The organism is Ruegeria sp. D4, from assembly GCF_056534475.1.
The window spans coordinates 96,974-114,795 of record NZ_JBQFPJ010000007.1 but is presented as its reverse complement, the minus strand read 5'-3'; the positions used below and the strand labels follow the sequence as shown (position 1 = coordinate 114,795).

The 17,822-nt window shown below is 59.2% G+C and carries 17 protein-coding genes; 7 read left to right on the top strand and 10 right to left on the bottom strand.

Annotation, left to right across the window (positions count from 1 at the left end; translation table 11 throughout):
• Nucleotides 1-200: 200 nt before the first annotated feature.
• Nucleotides 201-2,033 carry a dihydroxy-acid dehydratase gene (ilvD, locus tag ACR0MI_RS12160; protein ID WP_170615611.1) on the bottom strand — a complete coding sequence of 611 codons (1,833 nt, stop codon included), beginning with the start codon at nt 2,031-2,033 and terminating at the stop codon, nt 201-203.
• Nucleotides 2,034-2,140: 107 nt separating this feature from the next.
• Between ilvD and ACR0MI_RS12155 the strand changes: the two genes are divergently transcribed.
• The 4 genes from ACR0MI_RS12155 to ACR0MI_RS12140 all read left to right on the top strand — a co-directional run bounded on the left by ACR0MI_RS12155 (nt 2,141) and on the right by ACR0MI_RS12140 (nt 5,082).
• Entirely contained in the window at nt 2,141-2,701 is a 561-nt protein-coding gene (locus ACR0MI_RS12155; RefSeq protein WP_170619584.1) for an XRE family transcriptional regulator, read from the top strand.
• On the top strand, nt 2,701-2,973 hold the full coding sequence (locus ACR0MI_RS12150; RefSeq protein ID WP_170615607.1) for a CBU_0592 family membrane protein: 273 nt from the start codon (nt 2,701-2,703) through the stop codon (nt 2,971-2,973). The genes ACR0MI_RS12155 and ACR0MI_RS12150 overlap by 1 nt, the downstream gene beginning before the upstream one ends.
• Before the next feature lie 70 nt (nt 2,974-3,043).
• Nucleotides 3,044-3,898 carry a 3-mercaptopyruvate sulfurtransferase gene (gene sseA, locus ACR0MI_RS12145; RefSeq protein ID WP_170615605.1) on the top strand — a complete coding sequence of 285 codons (855 nt, stop codon included), beginning with the start codon at nt 3,044-3,046 and terminating at the stop codon, nt 3,896-3,898.
• Nucleotides 3,898-5,082 (top strand): amino acid aminotransferase, encoded by a 1,185-nt coding sequence (locus ACR0MI_RS12140; protein WP_170615603.1) that lies wholly within the window; start codon nt 3,898-3,900, stop codon nt 5,080-5,082. The genes sseA and ACR0MI_RS12140 overlap by 1 nt, the downstream gene beginning before the upstream one ends.
• Before the next feature lie 67 nt (nt 5,083-5,149).
• On the opposite strand, the gene ACR0MI_RS12135 is transcribed toward ACR0MI_RS12140, so the two are convergent.
• Nucleotides 5,150-6,475, bottom strand: a complete 1,326-nt coding sequence (locus ACR0MI_RS12135; RefSeq protein ID WP_170615601.1) for an ammonium transporter — start codon at nt 6,473-6,475, stop codon at nt 5,150-5,152.
• Nucleotides 6,476-6,509: 34 nt separating this feature from the next.
• Nucleotides 6,510-6,848, bottom strand: coding sequence for a P-II family nitrogen regulator (locus ACR0MI_RS12130; protein ID WP_170615599.1), 339 nt, complete (start codon nt 6,846-6,848; stop codon nt 6,510-6,512).
• Nucleotides 6,849-7,106: 258 nt separating this feature from the next.
• Here ACR0MI_RS12130 and ACR0MI_RS12125 point away from each other — a divergent pair, with 258 nt between their 5' ends.
• Nucleotides 7,107-9,290 (top strand): PBP1A family penicillin-binding protein, encoded by a 2,184-nt coding sequence (locus tag ACR0MI_RS12125; protein ID WP_170615597.1) that lies wholly within the window; start codon nt 7,107-7,109, stop codon nt 9,288-9,290.
• Nucleotides 9,291-9,343: 53 nt separating this feature from the next.
• Here the strand turns inward: ACR0MI_RS12125 and leuB are convergent, their stop codons facing one another.
• Complete coding sequence (leuB, locus tag ACR0MI_RS12120; RefSeq protein WP_170615594.1) at nt 9,344-10,447, bottom strand: 3-isopropylmalate dehydrogenase; 1,104 nt, start codon at nt 10,445-10,447, stop codon at nt 9,344-9,346.
• 91 nt (nt 10,448-10,538) lie between these two features.
• On the opposite strand from leuB, the gene ACR0MI_RS12115 reads away from it, so the two are divergent.
• Entirely contained in the window at nt 10,539-11,066 is a 528-nt protein-coding gene (locus ACR0MI_RS12115) for a redoxin domain-containing protein (RefSeq protein WP_170615592.1), read from the top strand.
• A 4-nt stretch (nt 11,067-11,070) separates the two neighbouring features.
• On the opposite strand, the gene ACR0MI_RS12110 is transcribed toward ACR0MI_RS12115, so the two are convergent.
• Nucleotides 11,071-11,964, bottom strand: a complete 894-nt coding sequence (locus tag ACR0MI_RS12110; RefSeq protein WP_170615590.1) for a LysR family transcriptional regulator — start codon at nt 11,962-11,964, stop codon at nt 11,071-11,073.
• 83 nt (nt 11,965-12,047) lie between these two features.
• Here ACR0MI_RS12110 and ACR0MI_RS12105 point away from each other — a divergent pair, with 83 nt between their 5' ends.
• Nucleotides 12,048-12,947, top strand: a complete 900-nt coding sequence (locus ACR0MI_RS12105) for a Rossmann-fold NAD(P)-binding domain-containing protein (protein ID WP_170615588.1) — start codon at nt 12,048-12,050, stop codon at nt 12,945-12,947.
• Nucleotides 12,948-12,959: 12 nt separating this feature from the next.
• Here ACR0MI_RS12105 and ACR0MI_RS12100 read toward each other — a convergent pair whose 3' ends face one another.
• From ACR0MI_RS12100 to leuC, 5 genes are all read right to left on the bottom strand, one after another.
• Complete coding sequence (locus tag ACR0MI_RS12100; RefSeq protein ID WP_170615586.1) at nt 12,960-13,988, bottom strand: endonuclease/exonuclease/phosphatase family protein; 1,029 nt, start codon at nt 13,986-13,988, stop codon at nt 12,960-12,962.
• On the bottom strand, nt 13,985-14,815 hold the full coding sequence (locus tag ACR0MI_RS12095) for a hypothetical protein (RefSeq protein WP_170615584.1): 831 nt from the start codon (nt 14,813-14,815) through the stop codon (nt 13,985-13,987). Before ACR0MI_RS12095 ends, ACR0MI_RS12100 begins: the two co-directional genes overlap by 4 nt.
• Nucleotides 14,816-15,145: 330 nt before the next feature.
• Nucleotides 15,146-15,751 carry a 3-isopropylmalate dehydratase small subunit gene (gene leuD / locus ACR0MI_RS12090; protein ID WP_170615582.1) on the bottom strand — a complete coding sequence of 202 codons (606 nt, stop codon included), beginning with the start codon at nt 15,749-15,751 and terminating at the stop codon, nt 15,146-15,148.
• Nucleotides 15,752-15,793: 42 nt separating this feature from the next.
• Nucleotides 15,794-16,345 carry a DUF308 domain-containing protein gene (locus tag ACR0MI_RS12085; RefSeq protein WP_170615580.1) on the bottom strand — a complete coding sequence of 184 codons (552 nt, stop codon included), beginning with the start codon at nt 16,343-16,345 and terminating at the stop codon, nt 15,794-15,796.
• Between the two features lie 38 nt (nt 16,346-16,383).
• On the bottom strand, nt 16,384-17,787 hold the full coding sequence (gene leuC / locus ACR0MI_RS12080; RefSeq protein WP_170615578.1) for a 3-isopropylmalate dehydratase large subunit: 1,404 nt from the start codon (nt 17,785-17,787) through the stop codon (nt 16,384-16,386).
• Nucleotides 17,788-17,822 lie beyond the last annotated feature (35 nt).

Below are 17,822 nucleotides of genomic sequence, written 5' to 3'. Positions count from 1 at the left end.
AACCGCAAACGCTCCCGCCCATCGTCAGCGCTTCTTGCGAAACACCTCCTTTGGTTGGGCGCGGCGCCGCGCAATGCGCGGCGCCGGGCCCAAGTCCGAACGTGGCATCGGCAACGCCGATGGTGCGATTGGGCGCGGGAGCTTTTGTTAAGTAGGCAGACCCGCCGGTTCTTCGCGAAAAGAACCGGTCCGTTTCGGGGTCAAACCTGACGAACGGCCCCTTTGGCTGCACTGGTAGTCAGCTTTGCGTAGGCTTTCAGCGCGGTTGAAACTTTGCGCTTGCGCGGCTGCGTGGGCACCCACCCTTTCTCGTCCTGTTCCTCGCGACGGGCAGCAAGTTCTTCGTCCGACACGGCCAGATGGATGGAGCGGTTTGGAATGTCGATCTCGATTGTATCGCCGTTCTGCACCAGGCCGATCTCGCCGCCCTCGGCGGCTTCAGGCGAGACGTGACCGATGGACAACCCCGACGTGCCGCCCGAGAAGCGCCCGTCTGTCAACAGGGCGCAGGCTTTACCCAGACCCTTGGATTTCAGATACGAAGTCGGGTAGAGCATTTCCTGCATCCCCGGCCCGCCGCGCGGACCTTCGTAGCGGATGACCACCACGTCACCTTCCTTGACCTTTCCGGTGAGGATATCGTTTACCGCCTGATCCTGGCTTTCGCAGACATAGGCCGACCCGGTGAACTTCAGGATGTCTGCATCCACCCCGGCAGTTTTCACGATGCAGCCGTCGCGCGCGATGTTTCCGAACAGAACAGCCAGACCGCCATCCTGGCTGAACGCATGTTCTTTCGAGCGGATCACCCCACCTTCGCGGTCGGTGTCCAGCTCCTTGTAACGGTTCGACTGGCTGAATGCCTGGGTGGTGCGCACGCCACCGGGGGCCGCCTTGAACAGCTCCTGCGCCTTGGGGTTGTTGGCGATCTTGATGTCCCAATTGGCAATCGCTTCACCCATTGTGGCGGAATGGACCGTGCTGCATTCTTCGTGCAACAGGCCTGCACGGCTCAACTCGCCCAGGATCGAGAAGATGCCACCGGCGCGGTGAACGTCTTCCATATGCACATTCTCGGTGTTGGGCGCGACCTTGCACAAACACGGCACCTTGCGGCTGAGGCGATCCATGTCGGACATGGTGAAATGCACCTCACCCTCATGCGCGATGGCCAGCAGGTGCAGAACGGTGTTGGTGGACCCGCCCATCGCGATATCCAGGCTCATGGCATTTTCGAACGCATCAAAGGTCGCGATCTCACGCGGCAAAAAGCCTTTCTCGTCCAGATCGTAATGCCGCTTGGTGATCTCGACGATGCGGCGGCCGGCTTCCAGGAACAGATCCTTGCGATCCGCATGGGTCGCCAGGGTCGAGCCATTGCCCGGCAGCGCCAGACCCAGCGCCTCGGCCAGACAATTCATCGAGTTCGCGGTGAACATGCCCGAACACGACCCGCAGGTCGGGCAGGCGTTTTCCTCGATGTGCTGAACCTGTTCGTCGGTGTACTTGTCGTCCGCGGCGGCAACCATCGCGTCCACGAGGTCGATTTTCTTGACGTCCAGATCCGCGATGTCGATCTTGCCGGCCTCCATCGGTCCACCTGAGACAAAGATCGCCGGGATGTTCAGGCGCATCGCAGCCATCAGCATGCCGGGGGTGATCTTGTCGCAGTTCGAGATGCAGACCATCGCATCTGCACAATGGGCGTTAACCATGTATTCAACCGAATCCGCGATCACCTCGCGCGAGGGCAGCGAATAGAGCATGCCGTCATGGCCCATTGCGATGCCGTCATCTACCGCGATGGTGTTGAACTCTTTCGCAACACCGCCTGCGGCCTCGACCTCGCGCGCAACCATCTGGCCCAGATCCTTCAGGTGCACATGCCCGGGCACGAATTGGGTGAACGAATTGACGATGGCGATGATCGGTTTGCCAAAATCGTCATCCTCCATGCCAGTGGCGCGCCACAAGCCGCGTGCGCCCGCCATGTTGCGGCCATGAGTGGAGGTTCTGGATCGGTACAATGGCATGATGCTGTTTCCCTGTTGCCTCGGGTTGCATAGATCGGGTTTCGTGCGTTATAGCGCACGTATCACATGTGCGCTATAACGCACAAGAGGATTCGCGGGACGCTGACATGAACTCTGACGATATTACACTGAAGCTGAGGGATGTGCGCGCAGCATCCGGCCTCAGCCTGTCCAAAGTGGCCGAAATGACAGGCGTCAGCAAAGCAATGTTGGGTCAGATCGAACGCGGTGAATCCAGCCCGACGATCGCTACGCTCTGGAAAATCGCCAAAGGGTTTCAAGTGCCGCTGAGTGCTCTGATCGACACGGCGATCGGCGATCCATCCGTCTTTCAGACGGTCACGTTTCCCGGCAGTATAGAGGTCAAGATCGTGTTCCCTTTCGATCCCGCATTGGGGGCTGAGACATTCCACGTCAATCTGAACCCGAACCAGAGCCACGAATCGCCTGCACACGCGGTTGGTGTTACCGAGGAAGTCTTTGTTCTGGGCGGAACACTTGAAATTCTGCGTGGTGAGGAATGGGTGCCCTTACATGCCGGACAGGGATTGCGCTTTGCAGCCGACGTGCCTCATGGGTATCGCGCGGGGGCGCAGGGTGCTGCTTTTTTGAATATGCACCATTACGGACAGCTCTCTGACAATTCTGAAAACGGCATGGCTCATTGATGACCGATATTCTGAACACCCTCACGATCGTGGATGCAATCGGTTCGTTTGGCGCTTTGATCGTGGTCGCCGCGTATTTCGCAACGCAAATGCGAATGATGAATTCCGACGATCTGGCCTTTCCGGTGATCAACCTTCTGGGCTCGGTGCTGATCGTCTATTCTCTGGTGCACAATTTCAATCTGGCTTCGATGCTGATCGAAGGGTTCTGGATTTTGATCAGTTTCATCGGAATTATTCAGCATTTTCGCCTGCGCAGCGCGGCAGAATAGCCCTATCCAGCCTTGAACCCCTATGCTGCCGGGTATAGGGAAAAATCAAGCTCGCTCAGGGGAGGCATTGATGCAGGACGATCCGAAAACCCTCGTATCTACCGAATGGCTGGCCGCACATATCAAGGACCCGGATCTGCGGATTCTGGACGGGTCGTGGTATTTGCCTTCGCAAAACCGCGATGCCCGGGCTGAATATGACGCGGGTCACATTCCCGGGGCGCGGTTCTTCGATATTGATGAGATTTCAGACCGCCGTTCGGACCTGCCGCACATGGCCCCTCCGGTCGAGAAATTCATGTCGCGCCTGCGGGCGATGGGCGTGGGTGATGGTCATCAGGTCGTCGTCTACGACGGGGCCGGTCTGATGTCCGCAGCCCGGGTCTGGTGGCTGTTCCGGCTTATGGGTCAGGAAAACATCGCCATTCTGGATGGGGGATTGCCGAAATGGAACGCGGAAGGGCGCGAGCTCGAGGATCTGCCGCCCGTCATCCGCGACCGCCACATGACAGTCCGGGTGCAGAACCATCTGGTTCGGGACGTCACGCAAGTGTCTGCGGCAGCGAAACTGGCAGATCACGAGATCATTGATGCCCGTTCTGCCGCCCGTTTCGCCGGAACTGAGGTCGAGCCGCGGGAAGGCCTGCGTTCGGGGCATATTCCAGGATCGCGCAATGTCCCGTTTGGCCAGTTGTTGAACGCCAATGGCACAATGAAATCGCCCCAAGATTGCCGTGCCGTTTTCGAGGCTGCCGGCGTTGATCTGTCGAAACCGGCGATCACGTCCTGCGGATCTGGCGTTACCGCTGCAATCCTCAGCCTTGCGCTTGAACGCATGGGCAAGAAAGATCACTCGCTTTATGACGGCTCCTGGGCTGAATGGGGCGCCTTCCCGACCCTTCCCGTCGCAACCGGAGAGAACTGATGTTCGAATTCCTCAAGCCGCAGCCTGCGGATAAAATCCTGATGCTGATGCAGATGTACCGCGAGGACCCGCGTGATCAGAAGATTGATCTGGGCGTGGGCGTCTACAAAAATGCCGAGGGTGTGACGCCGGTGATGCGCTCGGTCAAGGCCGCCGAGCAGCGCATACTGGAAAAGCAGGAATCCAAAGCCTATACAGGGCTGGCCGGCGATCCGGCCTTTGCAGATGTGATGATCGGCCTGATCTTGGGCACGTCCGTACCGCGGGGAAACATTGCAGCTGTTGCGACCCCTGGCGGGACCGGTGCCTGCCGACAGGCGTTCGAATTGATCCGCATGGCCAACCCCTCGGCGTGCGTCTTCGTGTCGAACCCGACATGGCCGAACCACCTGTCCATTCTGAATTATCTGGGCATGGAGACGGTTCAGTATCGATATTTCGACGGCGATACCCGCGGCGTTGATTTCGACGGCATGATCGAGGATCTGAAAACCGCCAATGCGGGCGACGTCGTTCTGCTGCATGGTTGCTGCCACAACCCGACCGGCGCCAATCTGAACATGGTGCAGTGGCAGGACGTCGTAAACCTGATCAACGAGCGTGGTTTGGTGGCGATGATCGACATTGCTTACCAGGGGTTTGGCGACGGTCTGGAAGAAGACGCGCAGGCGGTCCGGTTGGTGGCGTCATCGGTCAAGGAATGCCTGATCGCGGCGTCCTGTTCCAAGAACTTCGGTGTCTATCGCGAGCGTACCGGCCTGTTGATGGCCGTCAGCGCGGACGCGGGGCAGACGGCTTTGAACCAAGCCACTCTGGCCTTCCTGAATCGCCAGAACTATTCCTTCCCGCCCGATCACGGTGCGCGGGTTGTGACGACCATCCTGATGGACGAAGCGCTGCGTGCTGAATGGCAGGCCGAACTGGAAGAAACCCGTTTGTCCATGCTGGGATTGCGCAAGCAACTGGCGGACGAGCTGCAACGCCTGAGCGGATCGGACCGGTTCGGTTTCATCGCTCAGCACCGCGGCATGTTCTCGCGCCTCGGCGCCTCGCCGGAACTGGTTGAAAAACTGCGGACCGACCATGGAATCTACATGGTTGGTGACAGCCGTCTGAATATCGCAGGACTGAATGCAACAACCGTGCCGATTCTGGCCAAGGCGATTGTCGACGTTGGAGCTTGAGTTCGCTTGCTTTGAATAAGAAAAACCCGGGCAGAACTGCCCGGGTTTTTTTGTTTTTTCTTAAGGTTTAGCCCTTGGAGAATTCCGGATAGGCTTCCATACCCAGCTCGCCCATGTCGAGCCCGTTGATCTCTTCTTCTTCGCCAACCCGCAGGCCGACCGTGGCCTTGAGAACCGAGAAGAGGACATAGCTGACCACGAAGACGAAGATGCCGATGGCGGCAAAGCCGATGATCTGGGTCACAAAGCTGGCGTCACTGTTGGTCCATGCCACGATGAACGTACCCCAGAAACCTGCGATCAGGTGAACCGGGATAGCGCCGACCACGTCGTCGATCTTCATGCGGTCCAGCATCGGGACGGTCAGGACGACGATGACGCCACCGATTGCGCCGATGATCAGCGCCTGGAACAGCGACGGGGCCAGCGGTTCGGCGGTGATCGACACCAGACCAGCCAGCGCGCCGTTCAGTACCATCGTCAGATCGACCTTGCCATACATCAGTTGCGTCAGGATCAGCGTGGCGACGGCACCCGCTGCAGCAGCCATGTTGGTGTTGGCAAAGATGCGGCTGATGTCGGCCATGTCTCCGATGGTGCCCATTGCCAGCTGCGAGCCGCCGTTGAAGCCGAACCAACCCAGCCAAAGGATGAACGTGCCCAAAGTTGCCAGCGCCAGGTTCGAACCGGGGATCGGAACAACCTTGCCGTCCTTGTTGTACTTGCCGATACGCGGGCCCAGCACGATGGCGCCTGCCAGCGCCGCGAAGCCACCTGCGGCATGGACCAGAGTCGAGCCAGCGAAGTCACTGAAGCCCATCTCGGACAGCCAACCGCCGCCCCACTGCCAGGATGCTTCGATCGGGTAGATGATGCCGGTCAGCACGATCACAAAGGCGAAGAACGGCCACAGTTTGACACGTTCCGCCATGGTGCCCGAGACAATCGACGCAGTGGTGGCGCAGAACATCAGCTGGAAGAAGAAGTCCGAACCGACGGAGGCATAGGACAGGTCGGTTTCCACTCCGGCAAGACCGACGGGTTCTAGCGATGTGGGTGCGATTGCGCCCAGGAAGCCAGGGATCATCCAGCCATCACCCGGATACATCAGGTTGAAGCCGACCAGCCAGTACATGATGGCGGCAAACGAAAACAGGCCCATGTTCTTGATCAGCTGCATCGCCACGTTCTTGGAGCGCACCAGACCGGCCTCGAGCATGGCAAAGCCAGCGGCCATCCAGAACACCAGGAACCCGCCAACCAGAAACAGCAGCGAGGTCAGGATGTATTGCGTGTGCTGCGCGGTCTCGCCAGCGGCGGCCTCTTGCGCAAGGCCCATCTGCGGCAGCACGACAAGCGCGGCAGCAGGGATGAGAGATTTCATCAGGTTCATGTGACTTCCTCGAATGACTATGAGTGGGGACGCCTTACAGCGCCTCTTCGTTGGTTTCCCCGGTCCGCACGCGCAGGGCCTGCTCGACATCGAGGACGAAAACCTTGCCATCGCCGATCTTGCCGGTTTTGGCTGTTTTGGTGATGGTTTCGACGATCTGGTCGGTCATCGTGGCGGGAACCACGATTTCCAGTTTGATCTTGGGCACGAAGTTCACCGCGTACTCGGCGCCGCGATAGATTTCCGTGTGGCCCGACTGCGAACCAAAGCCCTTGATCTCGGTTACCATCATGCCGCGCACGCCCGCTTCGGTCAGTGCCTCGCGCACCTCCTCAAGCTTGAACGGCTTGATTGTCGCAATGATCAGTTTCACGTCTTTCCCCTCTGCTTCCCGGGCAGGCCGGTTTGTTTGCACCTGCAGAAAAAGAGCCTGAGCGGGCGTCATAGGAAACGGTCTGACAGCCCGGACGCGAGGGAAATCAGGGCAAAGTTGCACATTTTTTGCACAAAATTTCCGACATGTTTAAATTTTAAGCGAATCTGAGAGGGAAATTACCGGAATTTCACACCTCTACATGACCGCGTTGCCAAGGTAAGGTGACGCAAAAGCACAATCGGGCAGAGTTTGAGCATGACTGAGTCCAAGCGCCGAAAGCCGCCACTGGTCGCAGAAAAAAGGTATCCGTCGAAGGGCCGCAAGCCCACGGCGACCAAGCGGGCTGCAAAACCCGCTGGCAAGAAATCAAACGCCCGAAAGACGGCGATGCGCAGGACTGGGCGAAAGAAAACGCGTCGCACCGGCGGCGGTGGCGGCGGCGTGTTCCGTCGCATGTTCCGGTGGGTTTTCCGCCTGCTCTGGGGGCTGACGTGGCGTGTCGGCGCAATCGTCGGGCTGTTGCTGATGTTGGCCGTCGGCGTGGTCTATTCTACGCTTCCGGATGTTGATGCGCTGCTGGACGGTCGTGCGCGTGGTTCGGTCACGCTGCTGGATCGCAACGGCAAAGTCTTTGCCTGGCGCGGTGATCAGTTTGGCGGGGTGATAACGGCCAGCACTGTCTCGCCCCATCTCAAAAACGCCGTTGTGGCGACCGAGGACAAGCGGTTCTATCGCCATTTCGGTGTCAGCCCACGGGGTGTGGCCAGCGCGGTTCGCATCAATCTGAGTGAAGGGCGCGGTCCCTTGTCGGGCCACGGTGGGTCGACCATCACGCAGCAGACGGCCAAGCTGTTGTGTCTGGGTGTGCCTTATGTGCCAAGCGAATGGGAATCAGAGGCCGCATATGAAGCTGATTGCCGGCAGGGGTCACTCTGGCGCAAGGCCAAGGAAGCCATCTACGCGATGGCGATGGAGGTCAAATACTCCAAGGATGAGATTCTCACGATTTATCTGAACCGCGCTTTCCTTGGCGCCGGTGCGCGCGGGTTTGAGGCCGCAAGTCAGCGGTACTTCGGGATATCGGCGGCCGAGGTCAATCCGTCCCAGGCTGCGATGCTGGCCGGGTTGCTGGTCGCCCCGACGCGGTTTGCACCCACCAACGATCTCCAACGCTCGCAGGACCGGGCACGGCTTGTGGTCGGGTTGATGGAGGCGCAGGGCTACCTGACAGCCTCTCAGGCATCAGCAGCGCGAAATAACCCGGCAGAGCTTTCCGAAGCCGCCGCCGCGCGGGCAGGCGGGTACTTCGCCGACTGGGTCATGGCCAGCGGGCCCGAGTTCTTTACGCGCAATACGACCGAGGACGTGGTAATCCGCACCACCCTGGATCAGCGCCTGCAGAAATCGGCTGAAGAGGCGCTGCAGTACATTTTTCAGGAAAAAGTGCGCGACGGGTCCAAGGCGCAAGCCGCGATCGTTGTGATGTCCGCTGATGGCGCCGTGCGCGCGATGGTCGGTGGTCGCAAGACCCGTGTATCGGGCGCGTTCAACCGGGCGACCCAGGCGCTGCGCCAGACCGGTTCCTCGTTCAAGCCCTTCGTTTATGCTACGGCGCTGGAACTGGGGTATTCCCCGTTGGATATCGTCGTGGACGAGCCCTACTGCATCGACATTCCCGGTTCCGGGCAATGGTGCCCCAAGAACTATACCAAGAAGTATTATGGCCGGGTCACGCTGGCGGATGCGCTTAAGAACTCCTTGAATATACCAGCAGTGAAAGTCGCCGAGATTTCCGGGCTGGAAAACGTTCGCACGGTTGCCAGCGGTTTCGGTATCGCCAGCGATCTTGCGCAGGGCCCCGCACTGGCGCTGGGCGCGTCGGAAAGCACGCTGATCGAGATGACGGGAGCATATGCCGGCATCCTGAACGGTGGCTCAGCGGTTGAACCGTACGGTCTGACGGAACTCAAGCTTCTGGGTGATGAAACGCCGGTGATGGTAACGACGACAGGGATTGGTGAACGTGTGATCCGCGATGACGCGGCCCGGCAACTGACCTGGATGATGGAGCGTGTCGTTTCCGAAGGCACCGGCCAACGCGCGAAGCTGCCGGGTTGGCAGGTGGCAGGAAAGACCGGCACGACGCAGGCGGCCCGCGATGCGTGGTTCATTGGCTTTACGGCGGACTATGTGGCGGGTGTCTGGATGGGTTATGACGACAACACGCCGTTGTCCGGAGTGACAGGTGGCGGTCTGCCCGCAGAGATATGGAGGGAAACCATGCTGCGCGTGACCGAGGGGATGACGCCCACGCCATTGCCGATGATGCTGCCGGAGCAACCCAAGCAGGTGGCAAAACCCAGAAATCCTAAACGCAAACCCGGTGGTTTTGCCAAAGCGGTGGATAACTTGCTGAAGGATATTTTTGGCGGGAACTGACCCGCGCCAAAAAAAGGGGAAGGCAGCGACCTGCGCGCCGCCTTCGGTGTTTTTCAGACGCTGGCGTCCAGCGCGGCCAGAATGGCGTCGCCCATTTCGGTGGTCGAGACCGGCTCGACCCCTTTTTCGGCCAGCAGATCGGCTGTGCGCACGCCGTCGGCCAGAACTTTCTCGATCGCGGCTTCAAGGCGGTCGGCCTCGGCGCCCTGATCAAAGCTGTAGCGCAGCGCCATGGCAAAGCTGAGGATACAGGCAATCGGGTTGGCTTTGCCCTGACCGGTGATGTCCGGGGCTGACCCATGCACTGGTTCATACATCGCCTTGGGGCGGCCATTCGCCATCGGCGCGCCAAGGCTGGCCGACGGCAGCATCCCCAGCGAACCGGTCAGCATCGCGGCGCAATCGGACAGCACGTCGCCGAACAGGTTGTCGGTGACGATTACATCGAACTGCTTGGGTGCGCGAACCAACTGCATCGCACCGTTATCGGCATACATATGGCTCAGTTCGACTTCGGGGTATTCCTGGCCGACGCGAGTAACAACCTCGCGCCACAGAATGCCCGATTCCATCACGTTGGCTTTCTCCATCGAGCACAGTTTCTTGTTCCGGCGCATGGCCAGTTCAAAGGCCGAACGTGCGGCGCGTTCGATCTCGGATTCGGTGTAGCGCTGGGTGTTGATGCCCACACGCTCGTTGCCTTCTTCGAAGATGCCGCGCGGCTCGCCGAAGTAGACGCCCGAGGTCAGCTCGCGCACGATCATGATGTCGAGGCCTGCGACCACGTCCTTTTTCAGCGATGAGAAATCCGCCAATGCGTCAAAGCATTGTGCCGGGCGCAGGTTGGAATACAGGTCCATCTCCTTGCGCAGGCGCAGCAGACCGCGTTCGGGTTTCAGGCTGAAGTCCAGATCATCGTATTTCGGACCACCCACGGCACCCAGAAGAACCGCGTCGACCTCCTGCGCCTTGGCCATAGTCTCATCCGACAGGGGCTTGCCGTGCGCATCATAGGCCGCGCCGCCGACCAGATCCTCGCTCACGTCAAAGTGAAGGCCGCGGTTTTCGCCGAACCAGTCGATGATTCTGCGCACTTCGGCCATAACTTCCGGGCCAATTCCGTCTCCGGGCAGGATGAGGAGCGAGGGGTTGGACATGAAGGGTCTCCTTGCGTTTTGTCGCAATGGCCCTAGCGTTTGCGCCGCATCGGGTCAATGAGACGAACCCGTCAAATCAGAAGGAAAACACATGTTGATACCGGGAAACGCCGTTCCTGAACTGAAAATCCAGACCGTGGGGCACGGAACGTTCGATCTGGATGCCGACAAGGGCGAAAACGGGACACTGGTGATTCAGTATCGCGGTTTGCATTGCCCGATCTGTATCCGGCAGATGGGCGAGGTGGAAGCTGCGCTGGATGACTTCGCCGCGCTTGGTGTCGAAGTGATCATGCTGAGCACAGACACGGCCGAGCGGGCGGCTGAAACTGTTGGAAAAGCGGGCACGTCGCGGCTGAGGGTCGGGCACAGTCTGCCGCTGCCTGCGGCACGAGATAACTGGGGTTTGTATATGTCCAAAGGGCGGGAAGGCACCGCCGAGGCCGCATTTTTCGCCGAGCCCGGGCATTTCTATATTGCCCCGGACCGGACGCTGTATTTCGCATGGCTGCAATCGACCCCATTTGGCCGGCCGTCGGTTTCGGACATGAAAGGCGGTATCAAATACGCGCTCGACAACAGCTATCCGCCGCGCGGTACCTACACAGGGGCGCTCTGATCGCTTACAGGCTGGCCCGCAAACCTTCGGCCAACAGGTCCCAGACCCTGCGAATGCGCGGTGTCTGTCGCATCGCCTGAGGGGCGGCAAGCCACACCGGCAATACCGGAATCTCCACGTCCAGCTGCAGAATCTCGACATCCGGATCCGCTTCAGCCACCTGCACCTGGCTGAAACCGATGCCGCAGCCGGCGCGGATCAATTCCCAATAGGCGCTTTGCAGATCGCATCTTGTGGCAAAGTTGTCCCGATTGGCGGGCCAACCCTTGTTGCGCATCTCGGTGATGATCTGTTCGTTGGCGTCAAATCCGACCAGATCATGCCGGAACAGGTCCTCGGGGGTTTGAGGGCGGCCAGCCCGATCCAGATACGAGCGGGCAGCACAGAAACAAAGCGGCACGTCCCCGAGATAGCGGGATACAATGTCCACCTGTTCGGGCCTGTACATGCGCACGGCGATGTCTGCCTCGCGATACAGCAGGTTTTCGCTGGTGTCCGTGGCAACCAGCTCAAGTTGTATGGACGGCTCCTGTATGCGGATCTGGGCCAGAATTGGCGGCAGAAGGTGATGCGAGGCAAAGACCGAAGCCGTAATGCGGACCGACCCTTCCAATTGCGTCGATTGCCCGGCCGCAGTCAGATTGAAGGCGTTCATGGCCGCATGCATCTGCTGGGCCATCGGCAAAAGCTGAGCACCTGCATCGCTGAGGCGCAGGCCTCTTGCATGCCGTTCGAACAGGGAAACACCTAAATCGGCTTCAAGGGTCTGGATCTGCCGCCCGAGCGTTGGCTGACTGCGATTGAGCTGACGCGCCGCAGCCGAGAGAGAGCCGGTTTCCGCCACTGACAAAAAGCTTTGAATCAGCGACCAGTCTGAGTGGGTGAGGGATTTATCCATTCACAGATGAATACATGATCTGCTGTTTTCGGCAATTCCCCATGTGATGTGAATGGATATCTTGGCTCTGACAGGAGAAAGCCATGACAAAAACCGTTCTCATTCTGGGGTCCACAGGCCGGTTCGGCCGAAATGCAAAGGCAGCGTTTCAAGATGCGGGCTGGCAGGTCCGCACCTTCGACCGCAAAACGCAGAGTTTGCAGGCGGAAGCCCAAGGCGTGGATGTGATCGTCAACGCGTGGAACCCGAAATATCCGGATTGGGAAAGACAGGTTCCAAAACTGCACAAACAGGTGATTTCCGCCGCAACGGAAACAGGCGCCACAGTTATCGTGCCCGGAAACGTCTATGTTTTTGACGCCAACGCGCCAGGGCCATGGTCTGCGGACACACCGCATGAGGCAACGAACCCCTTGGGTCGTATTCGGGTCGAGATGGAAGACGCGTACCGTTCTTCGCCGGTTTGCACGATCATCCTGCGGGCAGGTGATTTCATAGATACCTGTGCCTCCGGAAACTGGTTCGATCAGGTTATCGCCAAGCCATTGCAAAGGGGTTGGATCACCTATCCGGGTGATCCGGACATTCCGCATTCCTGGGCCTATCTGCCGGATCTTGCAAGAACCGCGGTAGAGCTGGCGGAACGCAGGGCCAGCCTGCCCAGGTTCTGCGATGTTTCCTTTGCGGGGTATACGCTGACCGGCTCGGAACTGGCGAAGGCACTGTCGCGTGTGACCGGAGCCCAAGTCCTTGTGAAGCCGATGCGGTGGTGGCCCATATATTTGGCCCGCCCGTTCTGGCGGCTGGCGCCGCATCTGATTGAGATGCGGTATCTTTGGAATGTGCCGCACAGTCTGGATGGAACTGCGCTGCGCGACTTGCTTGGGCGGATTCCGCAAACTGATCTGGATGTTGCATTGCGTAAAACATCGCCAGAGTTTCGTGTATCGCAATCCCAGTCATCGCACGCAGTCGGCGCCTGACAGGCGCACGCCTCAGGGCGCAGTCAGGTCGACCCAGACCAACCTGTGCCTGCTGGCGCGTTTTGCGGTTTTGCGAAGGGCCGAGTCTTCTGGTGGCCAGAACATCCCCGACCCTGCAACCGTCAGATCCGAGGATGGCAACACATAGTCTACCCGCAGTTCGCCGACCCCTTTCCAGCGAACTGTGTTGGTGTCACCCTCACCATTGCGAGGGATCGGGTCCTGCAAGCGTGGATCGGCCAGCAGTTTCCGGATTTCGTCGCGATGACCCTCGCCACCTTCGTGGTCCAGATTGGCGTCCCCGGCAATGACAAACGGGGCGGTCGGTGCCGGTCCCAAATGCCCGTCCAGAAGCAGTGACCAGAACCGAAGCTCATCGCGGTTGCGCAATCCGTTGCGGTCTTCAGGGCCGTCGAAGACAGGTGGCGTGGCATGAAACGTGAAAAGGTTCAGTTTGCCGATCGGGGTGTCGACTGGCACGACCCAGTGACCGGTTGATGACAGGCGTTGCACGTCTTGCGCCTGAGCTGAGGGAAATGGCCTTTCTGCCTGCTGTGGCAGTTGCGCCCCTGGCAAATCGCGCCACAGCAGCGCAGAGAAATCCAGCGTCTCGGACTGAATGATCTTATATCGCGACAAGACCGCAAGCCCGCCGTGCCCCGTGAAACGCCCCCAGCCTTGTGCATCGCCGGGTCCTTGCGTTTCGCCATCTCCATCCAGATCGACCTCCGTTTCCAGTCCGGAATTGGGCCGTACCGAAAAACTGTGGGGGTAGTCCAAGCCTTGGATGCGCAATTGTTCGGTGAACGCGGTCAGAGTCAGGCCGTCCAGATCCCAGTCGATACCTTGCAAAGCCACGATGTCGGGTCGAACCGCGCCCAGAACCTCGACCACTGCCTGAACCTGATCGTCACCCTGCAGTATGTCGCGCAGCAAAAGACCCGGACCTTCCCGGCTGAGTTCCGTGTTGAAAGTCGCGACGCGTACCGTCTCTGCCTGCGCTGCGAAGGGCAGCAGCAACAGGACAAGGGCGCGGATCATGCAGTCTGCGTTGACTCGGCTGTGGAGTATGCGCGGCGCTTTTCGACGATCAGCCCGGCAATGCGCAGGGTCGCCATCCCCCGCATGATCATGCTGGCAGGCAGGAAGGCCCACGCACACATGGTCCAGATCAGCGTCTGCGGATTGCTGAGCGAGATGGGATTGGCAAAATCGGTCAATAGCTTGATCAGCGCGGGAATCAGGAACGGCAGAAGGATACCGATCGAGATATTCAGTCGGCCATCGCGCTGCAGGCGGGTGACGACGTCACCGCCCTTGGTCGGGTCAAACAGCGGCAGATTGGTCCAGACATTGAACGCGCCGTTTCCTGTCGGCCAGCCGCGCAGCTTCACGGCATAAGCAAAGCTTGCAATTGTCACCAGGGCCGCGACATAGGCCACACTGGCGGTCGCCCGAACCAGTTCGATCATCGACTGCCCGGCGTCAGCAGGAAGCATCAGAACGATCAGCCGAACCGGTGAATATGGAAAGTCAGCCACGTTGGCTACAGCGAGGCCCATGGAATAGACCGCGCGTGTCAGCTCGGTCGGGGCGTACATGTTTTTGCAGATCAGCGTCAGAAACGTGACCATCGACAGCAATCCGACAAAGCGCAGCCGGTTTACCGGCGGTGCATCACGGAATTCAATGAAACTGGGGAAGGCAGAGTTGTATTCTGCAAAGGTCAGGAAAAACGCGAGGATCGCGAGAAAGACGACAATCTCGGTTCCGTTCGTCGAAGATATCGGCAGATATAACGCAGGGGTAAGCACCATCAGTGCCACCAGTATTCCACGTATCGCCGCCCCGGTTGTGCGCGCAATCAATATTCCGAACCCTTTCAAACTGGATCAGTCAGTTCTGTGCCGACTTCATTCCAACTTGTGCCTGCCGAGTGAGTCATCGGCGGATGCCTGTTTTGAAGCAAGATGAACAAAACCGGTCAATCAGCTCAAGCCAAGGGGCAGAAAACACGTGCTTTCAGGCAAAATGATGGCGCAACTGGTGCGGGATTGCATCATTTTTGACGCAAATCCGACGTGTATGTCAAATTGATACCTACATGTTGTGGGCCGCGCGTTTTCAACCCCAAGAATGCGAGCGGGGCCGCCTTGGCGACCCCGTCAGGTTGAGTATCCCCAGATTCGTTTCCAGAATCAGACCCACGGGCGGGACTGGCTGGCATGTTCCTCGAATCTGTCGATGTGATGGTCTTTTTCCATCGTCAGGCCGATATCGTCCAGACCGTTCAGCAGGCAATGCTTGCGGTGCGGGTCAATTTCGAACTCGATGACAACGCCGTCCGAGGTGGTGATCTGCTGATCTTCCAGATGCACGGTCATGCGGGCGTTTTCGCCCTTGTGTGCATCTTCCATCAGGATCGCGTGATGCTCTGCCTCGACCACGATAGGCAGGATGCCGTTCTTGAAGCAGTTGTTGAAGAAGATGTCGGCGAAGCTGGTCGAGATCACGACCTTGATGCCGAAATCCTTGATCGCCCAGGGCGCGTGTTCCCGCGACGAGCCGCAGCCGAAATTGTCACCGGCCACCAGAATCTCGGTGTTGCGGTAGGCGGGCTTGTTCAGGACGAAATCTTCGTTCTCGCCGCCATGATCGTGATAACGCATCTCGTCAAACAGCACGACGCCAAGGCCGGACCGTTTGATGGTTTTCAGATGTACTTTCGGAATGATCATATCGGTGTCGATATTGATCAGCGGCATTGGGGCGGCCACCCCGTGGACTTTTTCAAACTTTTCCATGTTCACACTCCTGCGGGAGAGGGCCGCGCCCATGCCCCGCGTTTAAGCTTCTTTCGCTTCTGTCGTTTCGTTTGGTGCGCCTTTGACGAAGAGCGCCATGAAGACCAGACCGAACCCGTTGAACAGCATCTCGATGCCAAGCAGGATGCCCAGCAACCGCAGCAGAACCGTTGGTTCCGCAGCCGCATAAGACCAGATGATGCCTGCCAGGATGATCGACAAGATCCCCGAAATCAGGGTCGGCCAGAAAAATGACGTTCCGCGCATCTGAACTGAAAGGATGATTCGGGCAATCCCGCCTGCCATGAACAGGATCAGAACAACCGTTGCCAGCGTCAGCGTACCTTCCAGCGGGTTGTCCAGGAAGGACCAACCCAGGAACAACATCACGGCCCCCATGATGAAGGACAGGATTTTGTTACCCGTTCCTTCAACCGAAAACCCCCCGGCAACCTGCAGTACGCCGGAGATCAGCAACAGCACACCCGTAACCAGTGTGACGGCAATTGACGCCACATAAGGCGCGCCCAGCACAAAGACGCCGAACGCTATGGACAGCAGCCCCAGCAGGAGCCATTTGACCCAATCACTCATTTCAGTCTCTCCCTCAAATATCTAGATATGAGGGTAGCTTACATCAGTTCACGGACGTCTGTCAGCCGTCCTGTGATTGCCGCTGCGGCAGCCATTGCCGGGCTCAGCAGATGGGTGCGTCCGCCCCGGCCCTGACGACCCTCGAAATTGCGGTTCGAGGTCGCGGCACAGCGCTCGCCCGGCTGCAACTGATCGGGGTTCATCGCCAGACACATTGAGCATCCCGCCAGACGCCATTCGAAACCGGCCTCTTTGAAGATGTCTGCCAGACCTTCTTCCTCGGCCTGAGCACGGACCAGACCCGAGCCGGGCACGACCATCGCGCGCATGCCGTCCTTGATCTTCTTGCCTTTCAGGATCGCGGCGGCGGCCCGCAGATCTTCGATTCGGCCATTGGTGCACGAGCCGATGAAGACGGTGTCGATTTCCACATCGCTCAGTTTCTGACCGGCTGTCAGGCCCATGTACTCGATCGAACGACGTGCTGCATCGACCTTGCCGCCTTCAAAATCCTCGGGGTGGGGCACTGTTGCGGTGATCGGCAGAACGTCCTCGGGGCTGGTGCCCCAGGTCACGACCGGCGCGATGTCTTCGCCACGCAGGGTGACGACCTTGTCGAAATGCGCACCTTCATCGGTGTAGAGCGTCCTCCACCAGTCCATCGCGGCTTCCCACTGCGCGCCTTTCGGGGCGTGCGGGCGGCCTTTGACATATACAAAGGTGGTCTCATCAGGTGCGATCAGGCCTGCGCGGGCACCGCCTTCGATCGCCATGTTGCAGACGGTCATGCGGCCTTCCATCGACAGATCACGGATCGCTTCGCCGCAATATTCAATGACATAGCCGGTGCCGCCGGCGGTGCCGGTCTCACCGATCACGGCCAGGGTGATGTCTTTCGCGGTCACTCCTGGTTGCAGTTTGCCAGTGATTTCCACCTTCATGTTCTTGGATTTCTTCTGGATCAGCGTCTGCGTGGCCAGAACATGCTCGACCTCAGACGTGCCGATGCCGTGGGCCAAGGCGCCAAACGCGCCGTGGGTGGCGGTGTGGCTGTCGCCACAGACGACGGTCATTCCGGGCAGGGTCCAGCCCTGTTCCGGGCCAACGATGTGCACGATGCCCTGACGAACGTCATTCACCGGGTAGTAGTGAATGCCGAAATCCTTGGCGTTCTTGTCCAGCGCTTCGACCTGAATGCGCGATTCCGGGTTTTCGATCCCGTTTACGCGATCCGGCGTGGTGGGAACGTTGTGATCCGGCACGGCAATGGTCTTTTCTGGCGCGCGCACCTTGCGGCCCGCCATGCGCAGGCCTTCGAACGCCTGCGGGCTGGTGACTTCGTGCACCAGGTGGCGGTCGATATACAGCAGGCAGGTGCCATCATCGGCTTCGTGCGCGACATGGGCATCCCAGATCTTGTCATAGAGTGTCTTGGGGGACATCGGTCCTCTCCCGTAAGTAATGAGAAATAGCTGGC

What these genes read in the sequence shown, in the direction of transcription:
- ilvD (WP_170615611.1), bottom strand. Translation starts at nt 2,033, where the DNA reads ATGCCATTGTACCGATCCAGAACCTCCACTCATGGCCGCAACATGGCG.
- ACR0MI_RS12155 (WP_170619584.1), top strand. Translation starts at nt 2,141, where the DNA reads ATGAACTCTGACGATATTACACTGAAGCTGAGGGATGTGCGCGCAGCA.
- ACR0MI_RS12150 (WP_170615607.1), top strand. Translation starts at nt 2,701, where the DNA reads ATGACCGATATTCTGAACACCCTCACGATCGTGGATGCAATCGGTTCG.
- sseA (WP_170615605.1), top strand. Translation starts at nt 3,044, where the DNA reads ATGCAGGACGATCCGAAAACCCTCGTATCTACCGAATGGCTGGCCGCA.
- ACR0MI_RS12140 (WP_170615603.1), top strand. Translation starts at nt 3,898, where the DNA reads ATGTTCGAATTCCTCAAGCCGCAGCCTGCGGATAAAATCCTGATGCTG.
- ACR0MI_RS12135 (WP_170615601.1), bottom strand. Translation starts at nt 6,475, where the DNA reads ATGAACCTGATGAAATCTCTCATCCCTGCTGCCGCGCTTGTCGTGCTG.
- ACR0MI_RS12125 (WP_170615597.1), top strand. Translation starts at nt 7,107, where the DNA reads ATGACTGAGTCCAAGCGCCGAAAGCCGCCACTGGTCGCAGAAAAAAGG.
- leuB (WP_170615594.1), bottom strand. Translation starts at nt 10,447, where the DNA reads ATGTCCAACCCCTCGCTCCTCATCCTGCCCGGAGACGGAATTGGCCCG.
- ACR0MI_RS12115 (WP_170615592.1), top strand. Translation starts at nt 10,539, where the DNA reads ATGTTGATACCGGGAAACGCCGTTCCTGAACTGAAAATCCAGACCGTG.
- ACR0MI_RS12110 (WP_170615590.1), bottom strand. Translation starts at nt 11,964, where the DNA reads ATGGATAAATCCCTCACCCACTCAGACTGGTCGCTGATTCAAAGCTTT.
- ACR0MI_RS12105 (WP_170615588.1), top strand. Translation starts at nt 12,048, where the DNA reads ATGACAAAAACCGTTCTCATTCTGGGGTCCACAGGCCGGTTCGGCCGA.
- ACR0MI_RS12100 (WP_170615586.1), bottom strand. Translation starts at nt 13,988, where the DNA reads ATGATCCGCGCCCTTGTCCTGTTGCTGCTGCCCTTCGCAGCGCAGGCA.
- leuD (WP_170615582.1), bottom strand. Translation starts at nt 15,751, where the DNA reads ATGGAAAAGTTTGAAAAAGTCCACGGGGTGGCCGCCCCAATGCCGCTG.
- ACR0MI_RS12085 (WP_170615580.1), bottom strand. Translation starts at nt 16,345, where the DNA reads ATGAGTGATTGGGTCAAATGGCTCCTGCTGGGGCTGCTGTCCATAGCG.
- leuC (WP_170615578.1), bottom strand. Translation starts at nt 17,787, where the DNA reads ATGTCCCCCAAGACACTCTATGACAAGATCTGGGATGCCCATGTCGCG.